At 57.1% G+C, this 16,856-nt stretch carries 14 protein-coding genes; 5 read left to right on the top strand and 9 right to left on the bottom strand.

Annotated features, from left to right (window positions below; all coding sequences use genetic code 11):
- Nucleotides 1–5 precede the first annotated feature (5 nt).
- From GH722_18075 to GH722_18065, 3 genes are all read right to left on the bottom strand, one after another.
- Nucleotides 6–1,118, bottom strand: a complete 1,113-nt coding sequence (locus tag GH722_18075; GenBank protein ID MRG73676.1) for an ABC transporter permease subunit — start codon at nt 1,116–1,118, stop codon at nt 6–8.
- A gap of 1 nt (nt 1,119) precedes the next feature.
- Nucleotides 1,120–2,325 (bottom strand): ABC transporter permease subunit, encoded by a 1,206-nt coding sequence (locus GH722_18070; protein ID MRG73675.1) that lies wholly within the window; start codon nt 2,323–2,325, stop codon nt 1,120–1,122.
- Nucleotides 2,326–2,427: 102 nt separating this feature from the next.
- Entirely contained in the window at nt 2,428–3,447 is a 1,020-nt protein-coding gene (locus GH722_18065; GenBank protein MRG73674.1) for a transporter substrate-binding domain-containing protein, read from the bottom strand.
- Between the two features lie 295 nt (nt 3,448–3,742).
- Here GH722_18065 and GH722_18060 point away from each other — a divergent pair, with 295 nt between their 5' ends.
- The 3 genes from GH722_18060 to GH722_18050 all read left to right on the top strand — a co-directional run bounded on the left by GH722_18060 (nt 3,743) and on the right by GH722_18050 (nt 7,827).
- A complete protein-coding gene (locus GH722_18060; protein MRG73673.1) occupies nt 3,743–4,633 on the top strand; it encodes an EamA family transporter in 891 nt (296 codons plus the stop codon).
- Between the two features lie 16 nt (nt 4,634–4,649).
- The gene (locus GH722_18055; protein MRG73672.1) at nt 4,650–6,410 is read left to right on the top strand and encodes a hypothetical protein; all 1,761 of its coding nucleotides are present in this window, start codon (nt 4,650–4,652) and stop codon (nt 6,408–6,410) included.
- 85 nt (nt 6,411–6,495) lie between these two features.
- Nucleotides 6,496–7,827: an adenylate/guanylate cyclase domain-containing protein gene (locus GH722_18050; GenBank protein ID MRG73671.1), complete on the top strand. Its 1,332-nt coding sequence runs from the start codon at nt 6,496–6,498 to the stop codon at nt 7,825–7,827.
- Here the strand turns inward: GH722_18050 and GH722_18045 are convergent.
- The 3 genes from GH722_18045 to GH722_18035 form a co-directional block, all read right to left on the bottom strand.
- The gene (locus GH722_18045; GenBank protein MRG73670.1) at nt 7,824–9,551 is read right to left on the bottom strand and encodes an ABC transporter permease subunit; all 1,728 of its coding nucleotides are present in this window, start codon (nt 9,549–9,551) and stop codon (nt 7,824–7,826) included. The genes GH722_18050 and GH722_18045 overlap by 4 nt on opposite strands.
- A 25-nt stretch (nt 9,552–9,576) precedes the next feature.
- Complete coding sequence (locus tag GH722_18040) at nt 9,577–10,605, bottom strand: extracellular solute-binding protein (protein ID MRG73669.1); 1,029 nt, start codon at nt 10,603–10,605, stop codon at nt 9,577–9,579.
- A 97-nt stretch (nt 10,606–10,702) separates the two neighbouring features.
- A complete protein-coding gene (locus tag GH722_18035) occupies nt 10,703–11,413 on the bottom strand; it encodes a ribonuclease activity regulator RraA (protein MRG73668.1) in 711 nt (236 codons plus the stop codon).
- Nucleotides 11,414–11,707: 294 nt separating this feature from the next.
- Here GH722_18035 and GH722_18030 point away from each other — a divergent pair, with 294 nt between their 5' ends.
- On the top strand, nt 11,708–12,922 hold the full coding sequence (locus GH722_18030; GenBank protein MRG73667.1) for an MFS transporter: 1,215 nt from the start codon (nt 11,708–11,710) through the stop codon (nt 12,920–12,922).
- A 12-nt stretch (nt 12,923–12,934) separates the two neighbouring features.
- Nucleotides 12,935–14,320: a DUF2254 domain-containing protein gene (locus tag GH722_18025; GenBank protein MRG73666.1), complete on the top strand. Its 1,386-nt coding sequence runs from the start codon at nt 12,935–12,937 to the stop codon at nt 14,318–14,320.
- A gap of 21 nt (nt 14,321–14,341) precedes the next feature.
- Here the strand turns inward: GH722_18025 and GH722_18020 are convergent, their stop codons facing one another.
- The 3 genes from GH722_18020 to GH722_18010 all read right to left on the bottom strand — a co-directional run bounded on the left by GH722_18020 (nt 14,342) and on the right by GH722_18010 (nt 16,847).
- Nucleotides 14,342–14,671: a 4,5-dioxygenase gene (locus GH722_18020; GenBank protein ID MRG73665.1), complete on the bottom strand. Its 330-nt coding sequence runs from the start codon at nt 14,669–14,671 to the stop codon at nt 14,342–14,344.
- A 103-nt stretch (nt 14,672–14,774) separates the two neighbouring features.
- Nucleotides 14,775–15,683 carry a trypsin-like serine protease gene (locus GH722_18015; protein MRG73664.1) on the bottom strand — a complete coding sequence of 303 codons (909 nt, stop codon included), beginning with the start codon at nt 15,681–15,683 and terminating at the stop codon, nt 14,775–14,777.
- A 102-nt stretch (nt 15,684–15,785) separates the two neighbouring features.
- Entirely contained in the window at nt 15,786–16,847 is a 1,062-nt protein-coding gene (locus tag GH722_18010) for a tartrate dehydrogenase (GenBank protein ID MRG73663.1), read from the bottom strand.
- Between the last annotated feature and the right edge of the window lie 9 nt (nt 16,848–16,856).

Raw genomic sequence — 16,856 nt, 5'->3', positions numbered from 1 at the left:
GTCTCCTAGCGCTTGTGCCCGGTATGGAGCTTGTTTTCGAGAGCGATTGAGTAACGCGACATCCCGAAACAGAAGACCCAGAAGGCAAAGGCGGCAAATACATAACCTTCATGCGGAAAGTCTTTCCAGTCGGGGTTCGAGAAACTGGACTGAACCGCGCCCAGCAGGTCGAACAGACCGATGATCAGGACAAGTGTGGTGTCCTTGAACAGACCGATGAAGGTATTGACGATACCAGGGATAACGATTTTCAGCGCCTGTGGCAGAATGATCAGGCCCATCGATTTCCAGAAGTTGAGTCCGAGAGCGGAAGCCGCCTCGTACTGGCCTTTTGGAATGGCCTGAAGCCCGCCACGCACCACTTCCGCCATATAGGCTGACGAGAACAGTGCGACGCCAATCAGCGCACGGAGCAGTTTGTCGAAGTTCACGCCTTCCGGGAGGAACAGCGGCAGCATTACCGAGGACATGAACAGCACCGTAATCAGCGGGATACCGCGCCAGAACTCGATAAATACCACGCAGACCGACCGGACCGCGGGCATCTGTGATCGCCTTCCCAGCGCGAGCAGAATACCCAGCGGAAGGGAGGCAACGATCCCGGTGATCGCAATCACCAGCGTCAGGAACATCCCGCCCCAGAGGTTGGTTTCGATGTAGGTCAGTCCGAAGCTGCCGCCGACAAACATGAAGAACGAGATGACCGGGAAGGGGATCAGCAGAAAGACACCCAGGATCATCTTGATCTTGCGTGGAACCATCGGCAGCAGAAGCGGCACACCGGCCAGAATGGCGATGATGTACATCGTGTCGATCCGCCACTGTTCCTCGACCGGATAGCGGAGATACATGAAGTAGTTCCACCACTCGCCGACATAGACCCAGCAGGCGCCGGCCCCTTCATATTTGCAGTCTGCGGCCGTTTCACCGACCCAGGTTGCGCTGAAGAACAGCCAGTCCAGAATACCCGGAACATACCAGACAATCAGGCCAAGGCAGAAGAAGGTCAGTACCGTATTGGCAATGGAACTGAACAGGCTCTGCCGCAGCCAGCCGACAAATCCGGTCGTGCTGGCAGGTGCAGGGCGGGCGGGTTTAGGCGTAAATGTTGCGCTCATGTCACCTCTCCACCAAAGCCATTTTGTCATTATACCAGTTCATCGATGTCGAGATGATGAGACTGATGCTGAGATAGACAGCCAGAACCATGCAGAGCACCTCAACAGCCTGACCGGTCTGGTTCAGCGTTGTGCCGGCGAAAATTGACACAAGGTCCGGATAGGCAATCGCCGCAGCCAGTGACGAGTTCTTCGTCAGATTGAGATACTGCGAGGTCAGGGGAGGAATAATCACCCGCATGGCCTGCGGAATGACAACCAGACGGAGCGTGGGACCCTTACGCAGGCCCAGCGCACCGGCTGCCTCGGTCTGGCCGTGGCTGACGGATTCGATCCCCGACCGCACGATCTCGGCGATGAAGGATGCCGTATAGATCGACAGGGCAGCCACCAGCGACATCAGCTCCGGTATCAGCGTTATACCGCCGGAAAGGTTGAAGCGGGACCGTGTCGGAAATTCCCATGTAAAGGGATTACCACTGAGCAGCGTGACAACAATGGGCAGGCCAATGATAAGGCCCACGGCAGTCCAGAAAACCGGAAACTGTTCACCGGTTGCTTCCTGACGTTTCTTTGCCCACTTCGAGACGAATATGGTTGCGACAATGCCGATCACAAAAGCAGCGATTACCAGACCAAATCCGTCTTCCGGGATCAGGCGCGGAATATAAAGACCGCGATTGTTCAGGAAGGCTGATTCACCAAACATTGTCAGGCTGTCGCGGAAATCAGGCAGAGACCGCAGAACGGCGAAATACCAGAAGAATATCTGCAGCAGCAGCGGGATGTTCCGGAATATCTCGATATAGACTGCGGCCAGTTTGGACACGAGCCAGTTCGAAGACAGCCGGGCAACGCCCATGATAAAGCCGATGATGGTTGCTAGGACACAGCCGATCACGGCAACAATGATGGTGTTGATCAGTCCGATCAGGAAGACGGTTCCGTAACTGGAAGCCTCCGTATATTCAATCGGTGTCTGAATGATGTTGAACCCGGCTTCCGAACTCAGAAAGCCAAAACCAGATGCAATATTCTGGCGCTCAAGGTTCGCGACCGTGTTCGTAAAAAGGAAATAACCGAACCAGACAATTGCTACAATCAGCAACAGCTGGAAAAAAATGCCACGCGCTACAGGATCATTCCAGACAGCCACCTTCGCCTTAGGTGGGCCATCGCCCCGTGCGGGTTTCGTATCAACAGCCATAAAGCCCCCCTGAAAGCCATGGTGTCGAACGGAGACCGTTCAGTTGATCAAAAAGAAGAGGGGGATACCTGAAACAGGCATCCCCCGGACTTCAAACCTGGCTCACCGGAACGGCGGTGAGTACATCAGGCCACCCTGTGACCACAGGGCGTTCAGGTTACGGCCGAGGCCCAGTGCGGTCTTCGGACCAACATTGCGCTCGAACGATTCCGAGTAGTTACCAACCTGTTTGATCGCAGCAGCGAAGCAGGTGGCTTCAAGACCGAGATTGGTGCACATGGCGCCATCGGTGGTGCCGAGAAGACGACCGATTTCCGGGTTCTTGGAGGAGCCCATTTCGTCAACATTGGCAGAGGTCACACCGAATTCTTCAGCGGTAACCATGGCATTCAGCGTCCAGCGGACGATGTCAGCCCAAACGTCGTCGCCCTGACGGACAACCGGACCAAGCGGCTCTTTGGAAATGATTTCCGGCAGAACAACATGGTCATCCGGCTTGGCCAGCTTGGTGCGCTGTGCAGCAAGACCCGACTGGTCAGTGGTGTAGACGTCGCAACGACCCGAATCATAGGCCTGGACAACTTCGTCAGCCTTTTCGAATGCGACCAGCTTCAGCTCCATCTTGTTGGTGCGGAAGTAATCGGAAACGTTCAGCTCGGTCGTCGTACCGGTGTTGGTGCAGACTGCGGCGCCGCTGAGTTCCTTGGCACTCTTCACACCGAGGCTTTTGCGGACCATCAGGCCCTGACCGTCATAATAGTTGACGCCAACGAAATCGAGACCCAGCGACGTGTCGCGGGTGTTGGTCCATGTCGTGTTACGCGACAGGAGATCAATTTCGCCGGACTGCAGAGCAGTGAAACGCTCTTTTGCCGAAAGCGGCGTGAACTTGACCTTGCTGGCATCGCCAAAGACGGCGGCTGCAACGGCCTTGCAAAGATCAACGTCGATGCCTGACCAGTTGCCATTCGAATCCGGATTGGAGAAGCCGGGAAGACCCTGGCTCACACCGCACTGGAGGAAACCTTTAGCTTTTACGTCATCGAGGGTGGCTGCCGTGGCGGCTCCCGCGAAGAGCGCTGCACCGGCGGCTGCCGCTGCAAAAATCTTCAATGTGCTCATTACTGAAACTCCCTGTTCTCTTTAGAGCTGGTCGTGTTGGATTGTAACTTCCGGCCCGAAAAACGGACCCCCCATCAAGCTACAGGGAAAAACGCTAACACAACACGGGGCTTCGTCAACCGACTATCCGATCACGAATTGCCATGAAGCTCTGAAATTTCAGTCTATTACCCGGACTCTTTTACTTGACCGGGTGGTCAGGCAAAGTGCATGCAAGCCTGCTTCGTATTGATAGCAAAGCCGGATTGGTTTGGTCCGGACAAGATCAGCCAACAGTTGTCGGGAGAGAAAGCGGATGCGGGCACCAATCGCCTCTGACTACATGCGGCTCGGGCTGCTGGGAATGATCTGGGGGTCATCCTTTACGGGGATCCGGGCGGCAATGGAATTCATCCTGCCGCTAAACCTTGCAGCCATTCGTATCGTTATCGCGGCGATATTGCTGCTGGTATTTGTGCGATGGCGTGGCTACCGGCTTCCGGGGGACCTGCGGACCTGGATGATACTGGCTGTTGTCGGTTGCCTGAATTCTGCCCTTCCATTCTTCCTTATCAACTGGGGCGAGCAGGTGGTCGAGAGCGGTACGGCGGCAATTCTGATGGCGGTATCGCCATTGACGGCTCTGTGTCTCAGCCACTTTCTGACCAGCGACGACCGGATAACATTATTCAAGGCACTGGGGCTGGGTGTCGGCCTGTGTGGGATTGCTGTTCTGTTTGGTGTGGACGCTATTGCCGGGTTGGGAAACGAGCTGATTGCTCAGGCTGCCATTCTGGGGGCCGCTGTCTGTTATGCGGTGGCCAGTGTCCTGACACGGCGAACGGCGCATGTGCATCCCTATGCAGGAACCACAGCGGCGATGATCTGCTCGGCGATTGTCATAACACCACTGGCCCTGATGCTGGAGCCCGTACCCGATTTCACTTATTCCCTCGGTGAATGGGCAATCATTCTGTATCTGGCGGTGGTTCCGACGGCGCTGGCTGCCTTGCTGCTGTTCCGGATTATTTCGGACGCAGGTGCGTCATTCATGTCTCAGGTCAATTTCATCGTTCCGGTAACCGGTGTCCTGCTGGGTGGTGTGTTGCTGGGTGAGAAGATTGGCCTGAACGAGACAATCGCCCTGATACTGGTGATGGCTGGAATTGCGATCAGCAGAATTACGAAGCGGCGGGCAGTCCGCTGACATACTATAATCCGTCATGGATATTCTGCAGAACCACATGAGTCGCTGTGCCGCGGGATTGTTTGTCAGTGCTTTCGTGCTGATGACGATGCGGTATGCGATTGCCGCGCCGCCGGAAACCGGAAACGGACAGGTTCAGATCGCAGCACTTTCCGGGCAGGGGGCAACGACAGGCGGGGCGCGTCTTCTGCTGGACCCGGACCCTCTGGTTGTCCGTGCACAGGAATTGCTGACGCGGCTGGGACGATATGCAGGGCCTGTGGATGGCCGGTTCAACCAGCAACTGGCTGAGGCTCTGGCGGGGATCACCGGAGTGTCGGCGGCGTCGCAGGACCGGCTTGAGCCGGATCCCCTGCTGACCCGTGATGTGGTCGACCGTCTGGCGCTGATGGTAGATGTCGATCTGATGCAGGAACGTCTGGCCGGGGCAACGGAGCGGCAGCGGGAGCAGGCACGACAGGCGCTGGAAGGCAGCAAGGATACCCGTGACTTTCTGGAACGGGCAGTTACGGCACCGGTCACGGCGAACCGGGATGCCGATGGCTGTTTCGCCGATCCGGGTGCACGCTGCCTGCTGACCGAGGCGCTGGCCGCTGCCGATGTCGTTCTTGATCGCAAGCAGCGGGACTGGGCCTATTCCGAAATTCTCGTCGCACAGGCCAATGCGGGCTATCTGGCCAATGCGCTGGCAACCGCACAACAATTGTCTGATCCGCGAGCGGTACTTGTCGGGATGCGCCGGATAGCTGGCGCGCTTGTCCGCGCCGTTCCGGGGCCACTGGCAGCAGAAACGGCGACGGCCATACCGGATCCCCGGCAGCAGTCAGCGGCTTTTCTGGATATTGCAGAAGTGCATTTGCAGGATGGGCGATTGCCAGAAGCAAGGCAGGCAGCTCTGGCAGCCGGTACGGGTGGGCAGAGTGATCTGCAAATATCATCGGATGACATGCTCCGCAGTGCTGCGGTCTGGCTGAAACTGGGTAATGAGGCGCAGTTTACCGGGATGCTTGATCATTACCGTTCGCGGCTTCCGGCCGAGGCGAGTGCCCGGAAGGCGGCTGAACTGGCACTGGTTGAGCGACTGGCCAGCCTTGACCGGTTGCCTGAAGCTGAACAGGCATTCGCACCTTTTGCAGCCCGGAACGAAGATCAGGTGTCGGCCCGCATTGCGCTGGCTCTGGCACTGGCCCGGTCGGGTGAAGGTGACCGGGCGCTGGTAATGCTCGGCGGGGTGCGCCAGCTTCGCTACAAGGCGGTGGGACTGGCCCGCCTTGCGATATTGCTGCGACATGAGCGGGAGCGGGCGATTGCTGTCGCTGATCTTTCAATGATGGTAGCGGGCCGGATCGAACTTTCCTACGCCCGTTCCTATGCCTATGGACGTCTTGTCGATGTCTGGATGGCGTTGGAGGATATGCCGGCGGCTGAAAGGGCGCTTGATGAGATTGAAGATGACAGGCTGAAGGCAGTTGCTGCCCTGCGGTTGCTTTCGACGGGAGAGTATCGGGATGCTGCGACAGATCAGCGTGATCTGGCGACAGTTGCCCGGCGTTCAATCGACGGGGTTGCTGACCGGCTGGCACGGGTCTGGCTGCTGTGCAGCCTTGAGGCTGAATTCGGAGGGCAGCCGGACAGTCGCTCGTCCGGGATTGCCTACCGGGCGGAGGCAATTGATATCGCCCGCTCAATCAGGGACCCCTGGTTCAGGGCGCGTGCCTGGGCAAGAATCTCGGAAAGTTACAGTCAGCAGACATCTGTCGTGGAAACGTCACGCTAACGTGTCGCCCTGTGAACAATTGGTTCGGTGTTCAGGCGGGCATTCCGGCTATAGTCGGATGCTTCAATCATTCAGGTAAAATGACGTGTCAGGCATTATCGAGTTTCTGTTCGGGGGTAAACCGTCAAAAAATCTGCCGGCGCGGGTGCTGGAGAAGATCGAGCGCCAGCAGATGCAGAGTGAAATCCTGATTGGCTGGATGCAGCTGTTGCTGGTGTTTGCCTGGTCGATCCTGTTTGCGCTGGCCCCGCAACCGGCGGAAGGTCATCCGTTTCAGCCCGTTCCCTGGGCGCTTGGTGCTTATATTCTGTTTACGGTCATTCGCCTCGGCATGGCCTACAGGTCGTTCATGCCAAGCTGGTTTCTGTTTGTTTCGGTCATTGTCGATATCACCATTCTGATGGTGCTGATCTGGAGTTTTCATATCCAGTACATGCAGCCGGCACCGTTTTACCTCAAAGCGCCGACCCTGCTTTATGTCTTTATTTTTATTTCCCTGCGCGCCCTGCGGTTTGACCCTGTCTATGTGCTGGTTGCAGGTATTACCGCTGCTGTGGCCTGGAGCTACATGCTGTTCTATGCCCTGTCAGACCCGTTCGCTGATACGGTGATTACGCGGGATTATGTTGAGTATGTCACCTCGGACAAGATCCTGATCGGCGGCGAGGTGGACAAGATATTGTCCATCCTGCTGGTGACTTTTGTCCTCACAATTGCCCTTGTTCGCGCCCGCAGGACCATGACGACGGCGATTGCCGAGCATTCTGCCGTATCAGAGCTGTCAAAGTTTGTGTCTCCGGAAATCGCGTCACGGATTACCCATGCCGACCAGGCGCTGCAGCCGGGTGATGCCGAGGTAAAAGTCGCCACTGTCATGTTTACCGACATCGAGGGGTTTTCCACCATCTCCGAGAAAGTGGGACCGGAAGAACTGATCGCTCTGCTGAATGACTATTTTACGGCAGTAGCAGAAGTGATTGATGAGTTTGGCGGGACCATCGTGCAGTTTGAAGGCGATGCGATGCTCATTGCCTATAATACGGTGACGGAAGACGGCGAGCATGCGGCCAGTGCGTTACAGACGGCGCTGGGTATTCAGGAACTCATGACCAGCCGGCGCTTTGGTGAGAAGCAACTGGAAATCCGGACCAGATGCGGGATCAACACCGGACTTCTGACTGTGGGTGCTGTTGGTTCGCCGGAGCGGCTGCTGTTCACGGTTCATGGTGACGAGGTCAACATTGCGGCAAGGCTGGAGCAGCTGAACAAGAATTACGGCACCTATATCATGCTGACCGGCTCGACCATGAAGGCTGCAGGGCAGGGAATGGAATTCAGGTTCTCATTGCTGGATAGCGTGGTGGTCCGGGGCAGGACGCAGCCCACGGAAGTCTACACGGTTGCCCGCGCTGATTAATGGCCGGGACGTGAATTCCGGAGGGCCCGGCTCATCAGGATAACCGGAAGAATACCGACAATAACCACGGACAAGGCGGGGAGAGAGGCTTCCCAGAGTCGCTCGTCAGACGCGTAATCATAGGTGCGGGTGGCGAGCGTGTTGAAGTTGAAAGGACGCAGGATCAGCGTCATCGGCAGCTCTTTCATGACATCGACAAAGACCAGCAGTCCGGCAGTGATGACACTGGCCCGGATCAGTGGCAGATGCACGGCGCCCAGCGTACCAAGCGGAGACCGGCCCAGCATCCGTGCCGCATTGTCCATGTTGCGGGTAACTTTCGACAGGCCTGACGTGGCTGCACCGAAGGATACGGCCAGAAAGCGGACCACATAGGCGAAGATCAGGGCAAAGACAGTGCCGCTGAAAATCAGCCCGGTTGAATGGTCAAACGCAGATCGCATCAGTCCGTCGATGTAATTGTCCAGCCACCCGAAAGGAATGATGACCCCGAGCGCCAGAACGGCACCGGGAACCGCGTAGCCGACGACCGAGAAACGCGTGAGCGCGGTCAGCGCCTTGCCGGGCCGCAGACGGTTCGCATAGGAGAGAAACACGCCAAGAAAGACAGCGATAACGGCGGAAACCGAAGCAAGCAGGAGGCTGTTGCGGGCATCAGACAGAAAGGCAGAGCCAAAGGTGTCCCTGAAGCTTTCAAAGGCATAATGCGCGAGAACAGAAGCGGGGAGCAGGAAGCCGAGGAGTACCGGGAGCAGGCAGGCCGCGATGGCCGCCGTAGCGCGCCCGCGGCTCAGTGGATATCCGGGCAGGTCCTTCAGTTTGCTGGTTGTCTGATGATAGCGTTGCTGACGTCGGGAAATCTGTTCGAGAGCGATGAGCAGGATGACAAAACCGAGGAGGGCGCTGGCCAGTTGAGCGGCACCTCCGGCATTGTTGTAGGACAGCCAGACATCAAAAATGCCTGTTGTGAAGGTATTCACGGCAAAATATTTGACGGTACCATAGTCATTCAGGGTTTCCATCAGCGCCAGGGCAACGCCGGCTACGATAGCTGGCCGGGCCAACGGCAGGGCGACCTGAAAGAAACTGGAGAGGCCGGAACGACCGAGTGTGCGGCTGACCTCCAGCACGCAGACGGATTGCTGAAGGAAGGCCGAGCGGGCCAGCAGATAGACATAGGGATAGAGGGTCAGCGAGAACATCAGGATGGCGCCGCCGATCGTACGGATATCGGGGAACCAGTAATCCTGCATGGTTCGCCAGCCGAACATATCGCGGAGAGCGCCCTGCAGCGGGCCGGAAAACTCCAGCATGTCCGTCGCCACAAAAGCGAGAATGTAGGAAGGGACTGCGAGCGGCAGGAGCAGTGCCCATTCGAAGATCCGACGCCCCGGAAACTGGCACATCGTGACAAGCCAGCCAGTCGTGACGCCGATTAGGATTGTTCCGACACCAACACCGACAAAAAGAATCAGGGTGTTGGCCACATAGACGGTAAGCACGGTTGACGCGAGATGGGCCCAGATATCGCCGGTTGATACCGTCGACATGACGAGAACGGTTATCACGGGTATCGAGACCAGCAGCGCAATGGAAGCGCTGAGTATCAGCCAGATATCCGGTCGGCGGATATCTGAAAAGCCGAAACCCCGGGCTCCGTCAGGAACCCGGGGTGAACCGCCAGGAAGCGGTATATCACCTGCTGCAGAAGGCTGCTCCTTCATGCAGGCAGTCTTTTATGAGGGCAGTTTACTGCCATCCGGCGCGATCTGCGAGACGGGCGGCCGGTTCTGCATTGTCGGAGATTTTCGACAGGGCCAGCGTGTCAAATTTGACTTCACCCCAGCTGCGGACTTCGGCACTTTGCGGAACGCCCGGCTTCACCGGATATTCGTGGTTCAGCTCGCCATACATTTCCTGCGCAATGTCGCTCGACAGGAACTCCAGCAATTTGATGGCATTCTCCTTGTTTTTCGCGGATTTCAGGACACCGGCACCGGACGCATTCACATGCGCACCACGACCGTCCTGGTTCGGGAAAACCGGACGCACAGAGGCTGCCCAGTCTTTCTGTTCCGGCTGCTTTTCGTTGTTCTTCATAAGCGCATAGTAATAGGTATTGCCGATAGCGATATCGCACTGGCCTTCATGAACGGCCTTCACCTGAGCCCGGTCATTGCCTTGCGGCTTGCGGGCAAAATTGGCAACGACAGCTTTAGCCCATTCTTCGGCTTTTTCCTCGCCATGAGCGGCAATCATCGACGCAATCAGGGAGCGGTTGTAGACATGCTTGCCCGACCGGGTGCAGATGCGGCCCTTCCATTTCGGATCAGCAAGGTCTTCATAGGTTGTGATTGCACCTTCAGGTACCCGTTCCCGTGACGCATACAGAATGCGCGAGCGCAGGGTAAGGGCATACCAGCCGCCATCGTCACCGACATACTGTTCCGGAATGTTTTTCTTCAGCACAGGAGAAGAAACTGGCTGGAACAGATTGGCGTCGGCAATGGCTTTGAGCCGGGCAACATCGACGGTCAGAACGACATCGGCCGGGCTGTTTGCACCCTCGGCTTTCAGCCGTTCAAGGATACCGTCACTGGCATAGACAACATTCACCTTGATACCGGTATCCGCTTCGAACTTTTCAAGGAACGGACGAACCAGAAATTCCTGACGATAGGAATAGAGGTTTACTTCGCCAGCAGCCTGGGAGGTGGCGGCGGCACCGGTCATGCCGACCATTGTTGCGGCAGCAAGTGTGAGGGAACGACGTAACATGTTAGTTCTCTGTGTTGTTAATGCGAACGACTGTCATTTGCGAACATATGTCGGGAATGCCGTTAGTGCAAGTCATTCGCATTAACTGTTTCAGAGATCAGCCTTTGGCTTTTTTGAAGGCGTCAAAACGCTTCTTGTTTTCCTCGTTGGGCGGATAAAGGCCGGGCAGAACCGCGCCGTTGCGGACTTCATTGATGATCCATGACTCAAGCTCTTCCTGATCGAGAGAGGCTTTGTGGACATCAGCCACCAGCTTCTGGGGGATAACAACTGCACCGTCTTTGTCGGCGACGATCAGGTCGCCGGGGAAAATGGCAACCCCGCCACAGCCAATCGGCTGTTCCCAGTTCACGAAGGTCAGCCCGGCAACGGAAGGAGGGGCGGCAGCACCGGATGCCCATACCGGCAGGCCGGTTTCCAGAACGCCTTCGAGGTCGCGGACAACACCGTCAGTGACAAGAGCCGCAACCTTCCGGACTGCCATGCGCTGGCACAGAATATCGCCAAAGATACCGGCATCGGTGCAGCCGTCGGCGCCAGTGACGGCGATACAGCCTTCCGGCATGGCTTCGATCGCGCCGCGGGTAGAAATCGGCGAAGACCATGATTCAGGTGTGGCAAGATCTTCGCGTGCCGGGATAAAGCGGAGTGTGAAAGCTGGTCCGACAAGGCGTTTCTGGCCTTCGCGCAGCGGGAAGGAACCCCGTATCCAGACATTCCGCAGCCCTTTTTTAAGCAGGACGGTGGTCAGGGTGGCTGTTGTGATGCTCTCGAAATCTTTGATTATCTGAGGGTCGTAGGCGGTCATTGCAGAATCCTTGCTTTAATAGCTTAGCGCCCGTCGGGCCGTTGTGATTGTTGCTACCGTGATACATCAGCAGATGGCGGTTGCCAAAGCCTTGAATGCGATCTTTTGCATCAATCAGACAACGCCGTCCTGGCGGAACAAATTCCGGCAGGACGTGACATTGCGACTGGATTTTCATCGGATGGAGGTTCAGTCTTTGAAATTGAAAATTCTGCCTTCTGCATCAGCTTGTTCTGTCGATGCACTTTCCCCCTTGCGTCCTTCTGCCTCAATTATGAACCGGAAAACTATCTGATGAATACACAGGAACAGACGAAAACCGGCTGGATGCCGCGCCTTGAATTACCGATGTCACTGGTTGGTCTCGGGCATTGCGGTATTCACTGGATTGCCGCGATTTTTCTGTTCCTTGCGCCTTATATGAAAGAAGAGCTCGGCGTATCAACGGCCGAAGTGGCGGTTTTCTGGAGTATCTTTTACATCGCTTCCTTTGCCGCCAACCTGCCCAGTGGAACCCTTGTCGACATGACCGGGAAACGGGTTTTCTGGCAGGTGTTTGCGCTTGGCGTCTGTGCGCTGGCCTTGCTGGGGGTCGGGTTCACCGGCATTTATCTGCTGATCTGTATTTTTGTCGCGGTGATCGGGGCAACCAACATGCTCTGGCATCCGGCGGCGATTTCTTATCTGTCAAAAGCCTTCCCGGACCAGCGGGGTTTTGCCCTGTCGATCCATGCAATGGGGGCCAGTCTGGGGGATCTGCTGGCACCGGTGGCGGCGGGAACGCTGATGCTGTATCTGACCTGGCAGCAGACGGCGATGGTGAATGCGGTGCCGGCGCTGATGGTCGCGGCCTTGCTGTTCTTCGGTCTCAAGCGAACAGATGCGGGCAAGGCACCTGAAAAGGGAATGAAGGGTGGCGACTATTTCAGCGGCATGAAGGGATTGCTGAAACATCGCGGAATCATGTTGCTCTGTGCGCTGGCGGCATTTCGCAGCGGGGCACAGGCCGGGTTGCTGTTTTTCCTGCCCTTCTACCTGAAGGAAGATCTGGGCATGTCGCCGGTCATCATGGGGGTAACGCTGGCGGCGATGCAGATCGGCGGGATGGTGGCGACACCGGTTGCCGGACATATGTCCGACAAGGTCGGGCGACGGCCAATCATCATCGGTGGTCTCTGGACTTCGACAGCGGTCATTATCGCCCTGACTTTCATTGAAAGTCCGTTCGTCTTTGTCGGTGGTGTCGCGGTGCTCGGCTTCTTCCTGTATGCGGCCCGTCCGGTAATGCATTCCTGGATGATGGATATGGCCCCGTCGAATATGGGCGGGTCGGCAACCAGCCTGATGTTCGGCTTCCAGTCACTGCTGATCATCCCGATCCCGGTTGTCGGCGGTCTGATTGCCGACAACTATGGTCTGTTGCCGGTCTTCTACTGTCTGGCGGCGTCGATGCTGGTTGCAAATGTGCTGACCCTGCTGGTGCCGAAATCAGAGGCGGAGGCGAGATAGACATCCCCGGCTCTGGTCGTTTGGGAACCGGGGATATCGTGTACCGTATATTCAGTGCGTCATGCGCATCCGGTAACTGAAAGGCTGTTTGCTGTGAAATCCTATCTGAAGGGGCAGTTGCGGGCGATCCGTTCTGCACTCTGGTTCCGGCCATCGGCCTTTTGCCTGCTGGCAGCGGGGTTCGCTATTGCCCTGGCAGCAGCAGATGCGCTGTTGCCTTTACAGACATTGCGCTGGCTGCCAACAGCGGAGCCGGAGTTTGTCCGGGATATTCTCCGGCTGTTGTCCGGCAGCATGCTGACCGTATCGACCCTTGTTCTCTCAGCACTGATGCTGGTGCTGAATCTGGTCGCCGGTCAGGCGACGCCACGGGCAGTTCCCGAGCTGATGGCGGATTCAGTCACGCAGAACGCGCTGGGTATATTTCTCGCAACCTTCGTTTTTTCGATAACAGCCCTGATGCTGTTCGGTATCGGCGCCTACAGCGAATCCGCTGTAACGCTGGTTTTCTTCGGGGCCATTCTGCTGGTGGCGATTTCGTTGCGCTATCTCCTGCAATGGATCCATCACGTGGCTGATGCCCTCAAGCTGAACCGGGTGATTGAACGGCTGGCGGGGCAGGCACGCCGTGCACTGGAGAATTATCTTGAGATTGATGATGAGAAAGAAGGCCCGGCCGGTTCTGACTGGGACGACATTGTCGAAGATGAGAAATCACTGCCGGTTTACGCCCATGACACCGGCTATATACAGCTGATCGATATTGGGCCGATCACCGATATTCTCAAGAAACATGACCTGCGGTTGCAGTTTGTCTGCCATGTCGGTGACTTTCTGCACGCCACCCGGCCTTTTGCCTGGGTTTGCGGGTCGGAAGATCCGGATGAACAGTTGCTGGACCAGATAGCCTCGACACTGGTGCTTGGTGCAGACAGAAGCTCACAGGACGACCCTCAACTGGGGATCGAATTGCTGACAGAAGTTGCCTGCCGGTCCCTGTCTCCGGGCATCAATGATCCGAAATCCGCACTGGCCTGTATTGATTATCTGGTCAGCCTGCTGAGCACAGCTGGTGCAGTCCCGCCGGATAAATATCCCCCGGAGATATTGTGTGATGGTCGTTTGAAAATCAGACGCCAGACCTATGCTGATCTGCTGGAGCGTGCCTGGCGGCCGATTGTACGGGATGGTGGCGGGCAGGCGGAGGTGATCTGCGGAATTCTCAATGCGCTCGTGGAACTGGCATCAATGATCGATCCCGGTCATCTTGATGCGCTCCGGGAAGAGGGGGAACGGGCGCAGGCTTTCGGGAAGGAATTGCTCCGCCTTGAAGCAGACCGTTCCTCGCTGGACCGGATCAGCAAGCGGCTTGGTGAGACAATCAGATCACGCTCATAGGCGCGTGGTCTGTTTTGCCAGCTACCTGAACATCTCGACATTCAGCTCCAGCGCATCCCCCATCCAGATCGCATGATCGGTGTGATCGGCCAGGTTGTCACCGGTTTGAGGATGCGTGAAGACAATCAGCCCCTGCCGGTTCAGCGCCAGCCAGGGAATCACCGTGCCAAACAGATCCGTCGGGACGGTCATCTGGCAACTCCACATCGGATGCGGTCCAACCAGTCGCTCATGCATACGTCCCATGGGGATACCAAACCGGTCACGTGCGGCCTCACAGACAGACCGTGCAAGGTCGACGGTTTCGGCGTCGAAATAGACATGGGCATGGAAGTCTGTGATCTCGGACATTTGTGCAGCAACTCCTCAACGGGATTGGATCATGTGCAGAAACATATAGCCCCTCCGCTCCTGATCACCAGAGGGCAGGCGGATACAGATCGTCAGAAGCCCGCTATTTCGGAAGTTCGATACTCTGGGTAATTCTCTGTCCGGCACGATCTGCTACGACGTCAACGATGTCACCGGAACGGCGGAGTCCGATTGCCGAGGCGACATCGGCGGGTTTGCGGATCGGGCGCCGGTCGATTTCGATGATGGCATCTCCCGGCTGAAACCGGCTTGCTTCGGGTAGGGGGGCGAGCAGGATCACGCCAAAGGCTGCGGTGTCCTGTTCCATATTCAGGCGGCGAATCCGGAGGGGAAAGACGGCCTGCCGGTATTCGCCGTAATCCCGGAGATCGGTGGCGACACGCAACAGCAGTTCGAGAGATGAGGCAAAGTTGACACCGATATTGGCATCGGAATCCTTGGTGAAAATTGCGGTGACAATGCCAACCAGTCCGCCATCAGGCGTAACCAGCGCGCCACCGGACATCCCGGGATTTACGGTCGCATCGGTCTGGATGAAGTCTTCAATCCGGTTGAATCCGGTACCGGTCCGGCGAAGGGCGGAGACAACCCCGCAGGAGACCGAATTACCAAGGCCAAAGGGATTTCCAATCGCACAGACCGGCGTTGCGAGTGCAGGCAAGACACCCTGATCGATTACCGGCAGATCGATATCAGCTTTCAGCAGCGCAAGGTCGGTGGCGGTATCGCTACCGATCAGGCTGGCGGTGATCTGACGTCCATCCTGAAGGCGAAGACGTGCCGTCGTCGCATTTCCCATGACATGGGCGGCAGTTGCGACATATCCGCCCCTGAACAGAACCACGCCGGAGCCTTCCGGTTCTTTCAGGCGCTGGCGAAGTGGCAGGTCGGGGACGATGGCAACGATGCTGTCGAGCAGCTTTTCCGGCAAAGCCTGAGCCGGCCGGACAGTCAGCAGAGATAGCGTAATGAAGAGGAGCAGGGCCGCCATCCCCCAGGCCCGTCCGGGAGTGAGAATATCGGCTATTCTCACTCCCGGACGGTGAGCAGCAAAGCTGCGTCCTGAGGGATGGCGGTATTGCACTTCCGTCGCCTAGAGGGCGTCGGCGATGGCCTTGCCGACATCGACCGTGGTGGCCTTGCCGCCAAGGTCAGGTGTGCGGGGGCCGCCATCGCCAAGCACGGTTTCGATGGCCTTTACAACGGCGGCACCGGCATCGGCATGACCGAGGTGGTCCAGCATCATCGCGGCTGACCAGATCTGACCGATCGGGTTGGCAATGCCCTTGCCGGCGATATCCGGGGCGGAACCGTGTACCGGTTCGAACATCGACGGGAAGTCACCTTCCGGATTGATGTTGGCAGAAGGTGCAATGCCGATGGAACCGGCAACGGCCGGGCCGAGATCGGACAGAATGTCGCCAAACAGGTTGGAGCCGACAACGACATCGAACCAGTCCGGATGCTGTACGAAATGGGCGGTCAGAATGTCGATATGGAACTGGTCCGTCTTCACATCCGGATAGGCTTTCTTCATTTCGGCGAAGCGTTCGTCCCAATAGGGCATGGTATGCATGATGCCGTTCGACTTGGTCGCCGATGTGACATGCTTCTTGCCGACCCGGACTGCCAGATCGAAGGCAAATTTCAGAATGCGGTCAACGCCGTTACGGGTGAACACGGTTTCCTGAAGAACCATTTCGCCGGGCGTGCCATGGCCCATACGTCCGCCGATTTCGGAATATTCACCTTCGCAGTTCTCGCGGACGACCCAGAAATCAATTTCTTCGGGTGTGCGGTTGGCGAGGGGGGAGGACATGCCGGGCATCATCCGTACCGGGCGCAGGTTCACATACTGCTGGAACTGGCGACGCAGCGGGATCAGCAGGCCCCAGAGCGAGACATGGTCTGCCACGCCGGGAAAGCCGACAGCACCGAGAAAGATCGAGTCATGTTCGGAAATCTGTTCGATACCGTCTTTTGGCATCATTTCACCATTTTTGGCGAAATATTCACAGCTCCAGTCCTTATGGTCGAAACTCAGTCCCAGATCGAATTTCGTTGCGACAGCATCCAGTACACGGATGCCTTCCGGGACAACTTCCATGCCGATGCCATCACCGGGAATTGTCGCGATTTTGTATTTGTTCGTCACTCTCGTCTC

Source organism: Alphaproteobacteria bacterium HT1-32 (genome assembly GCA_009649675.1).
Classification (GTDB): Bacteria; Pseudomonadota; Alphaproteobacteria; order Rhodospirillales; family HT1-32; genus HT1-32.
This window is presented reverse-complemented; position numbering and strand designations above follow the sequence as displayed.

What these genes read in the sequence shown, in the direction of transcription:
- GH722_18065 (MRG73674.1), bottom strand. Translation starts at nt 3,447, where the DNA reads ATGAGCACATTGAAGATTTTTGCAGCGGCAGCCGCCGGTGCAGCGCTC.
- GH722_18075 (MRG73676.1), bottom strand. Translation starts at nt 1,118, where the DNA reads ATGAGCGCAACATTTACGCCTAAACCCGCCCGCCCTGCACCTGCCAGC.
- GH722_18060 (MRG73673.1), top strand. Translation starts at nt 3,743, where the DNA reads ATGCGGGCACCAATCGCCTCTGACTACATGCGGCTCGGGCTGCTGGGA.
- GH722_18030 (MRG73667.1), top strand. Translation starts at nt 11,708, where the DNA reads ATGAATACACAGGAACAGACGAAAACCGGCTGGATGCCGCGCCTTGAA.
- GH722_18070 (MRG73675.1), bottom strand. Translation starts at nt 2,325, where the DNA reads ATGGCTGTTGATACGAAACCCGCACGGGGCGATGGCCCACCTAAGGCG.
- GH722_18035 (MRG73668.1), bottom strand. Translation starts at nt 11,413, where the DNA reads ATGACCGCCTACGACCCTCAGATAATCAAAGATTTCGAGAGCATCACA.
- GH722_18055 (MRG73672.1), top strand. Translation starts at nt 4,650, where the DNA reads ATGGATATTCTGCAGAACCACATGAGTCGCTGTGCCGCGGGATTGTTT.
- GH722_18015 (MRG73664.1), bottom strand. Translation starts at nt 15,683, where the DNA reads ATGGCGGCCCTGCTCCTCTTCATTACGCTATCTCTGCTGACTGTCCGG.
- GH722_18045 (MRG73670.1), bottom strand. Translation starts at nt 9,551, where the DNA reads ATGAAGGAGCAGCCTTCTGCAGCAGGTGATATACCGCTTCCTGGCGGT.
- GH722_18040 (MRG73669.1), bottom strand. Translation starts at nt 10,605, where the DNA reads ATGTTACGTCGTTCCCTCACACTTGCTGCCGCAACAATGGTCGGCATG.
- GH722_18020 (MRG73665.1), bottom strand. Translation starts at nt 14,671, where the DNA reads ATGTCCGAGATCACAGACTTCCATGCCCATGTCTATTTCGACGCCGAA.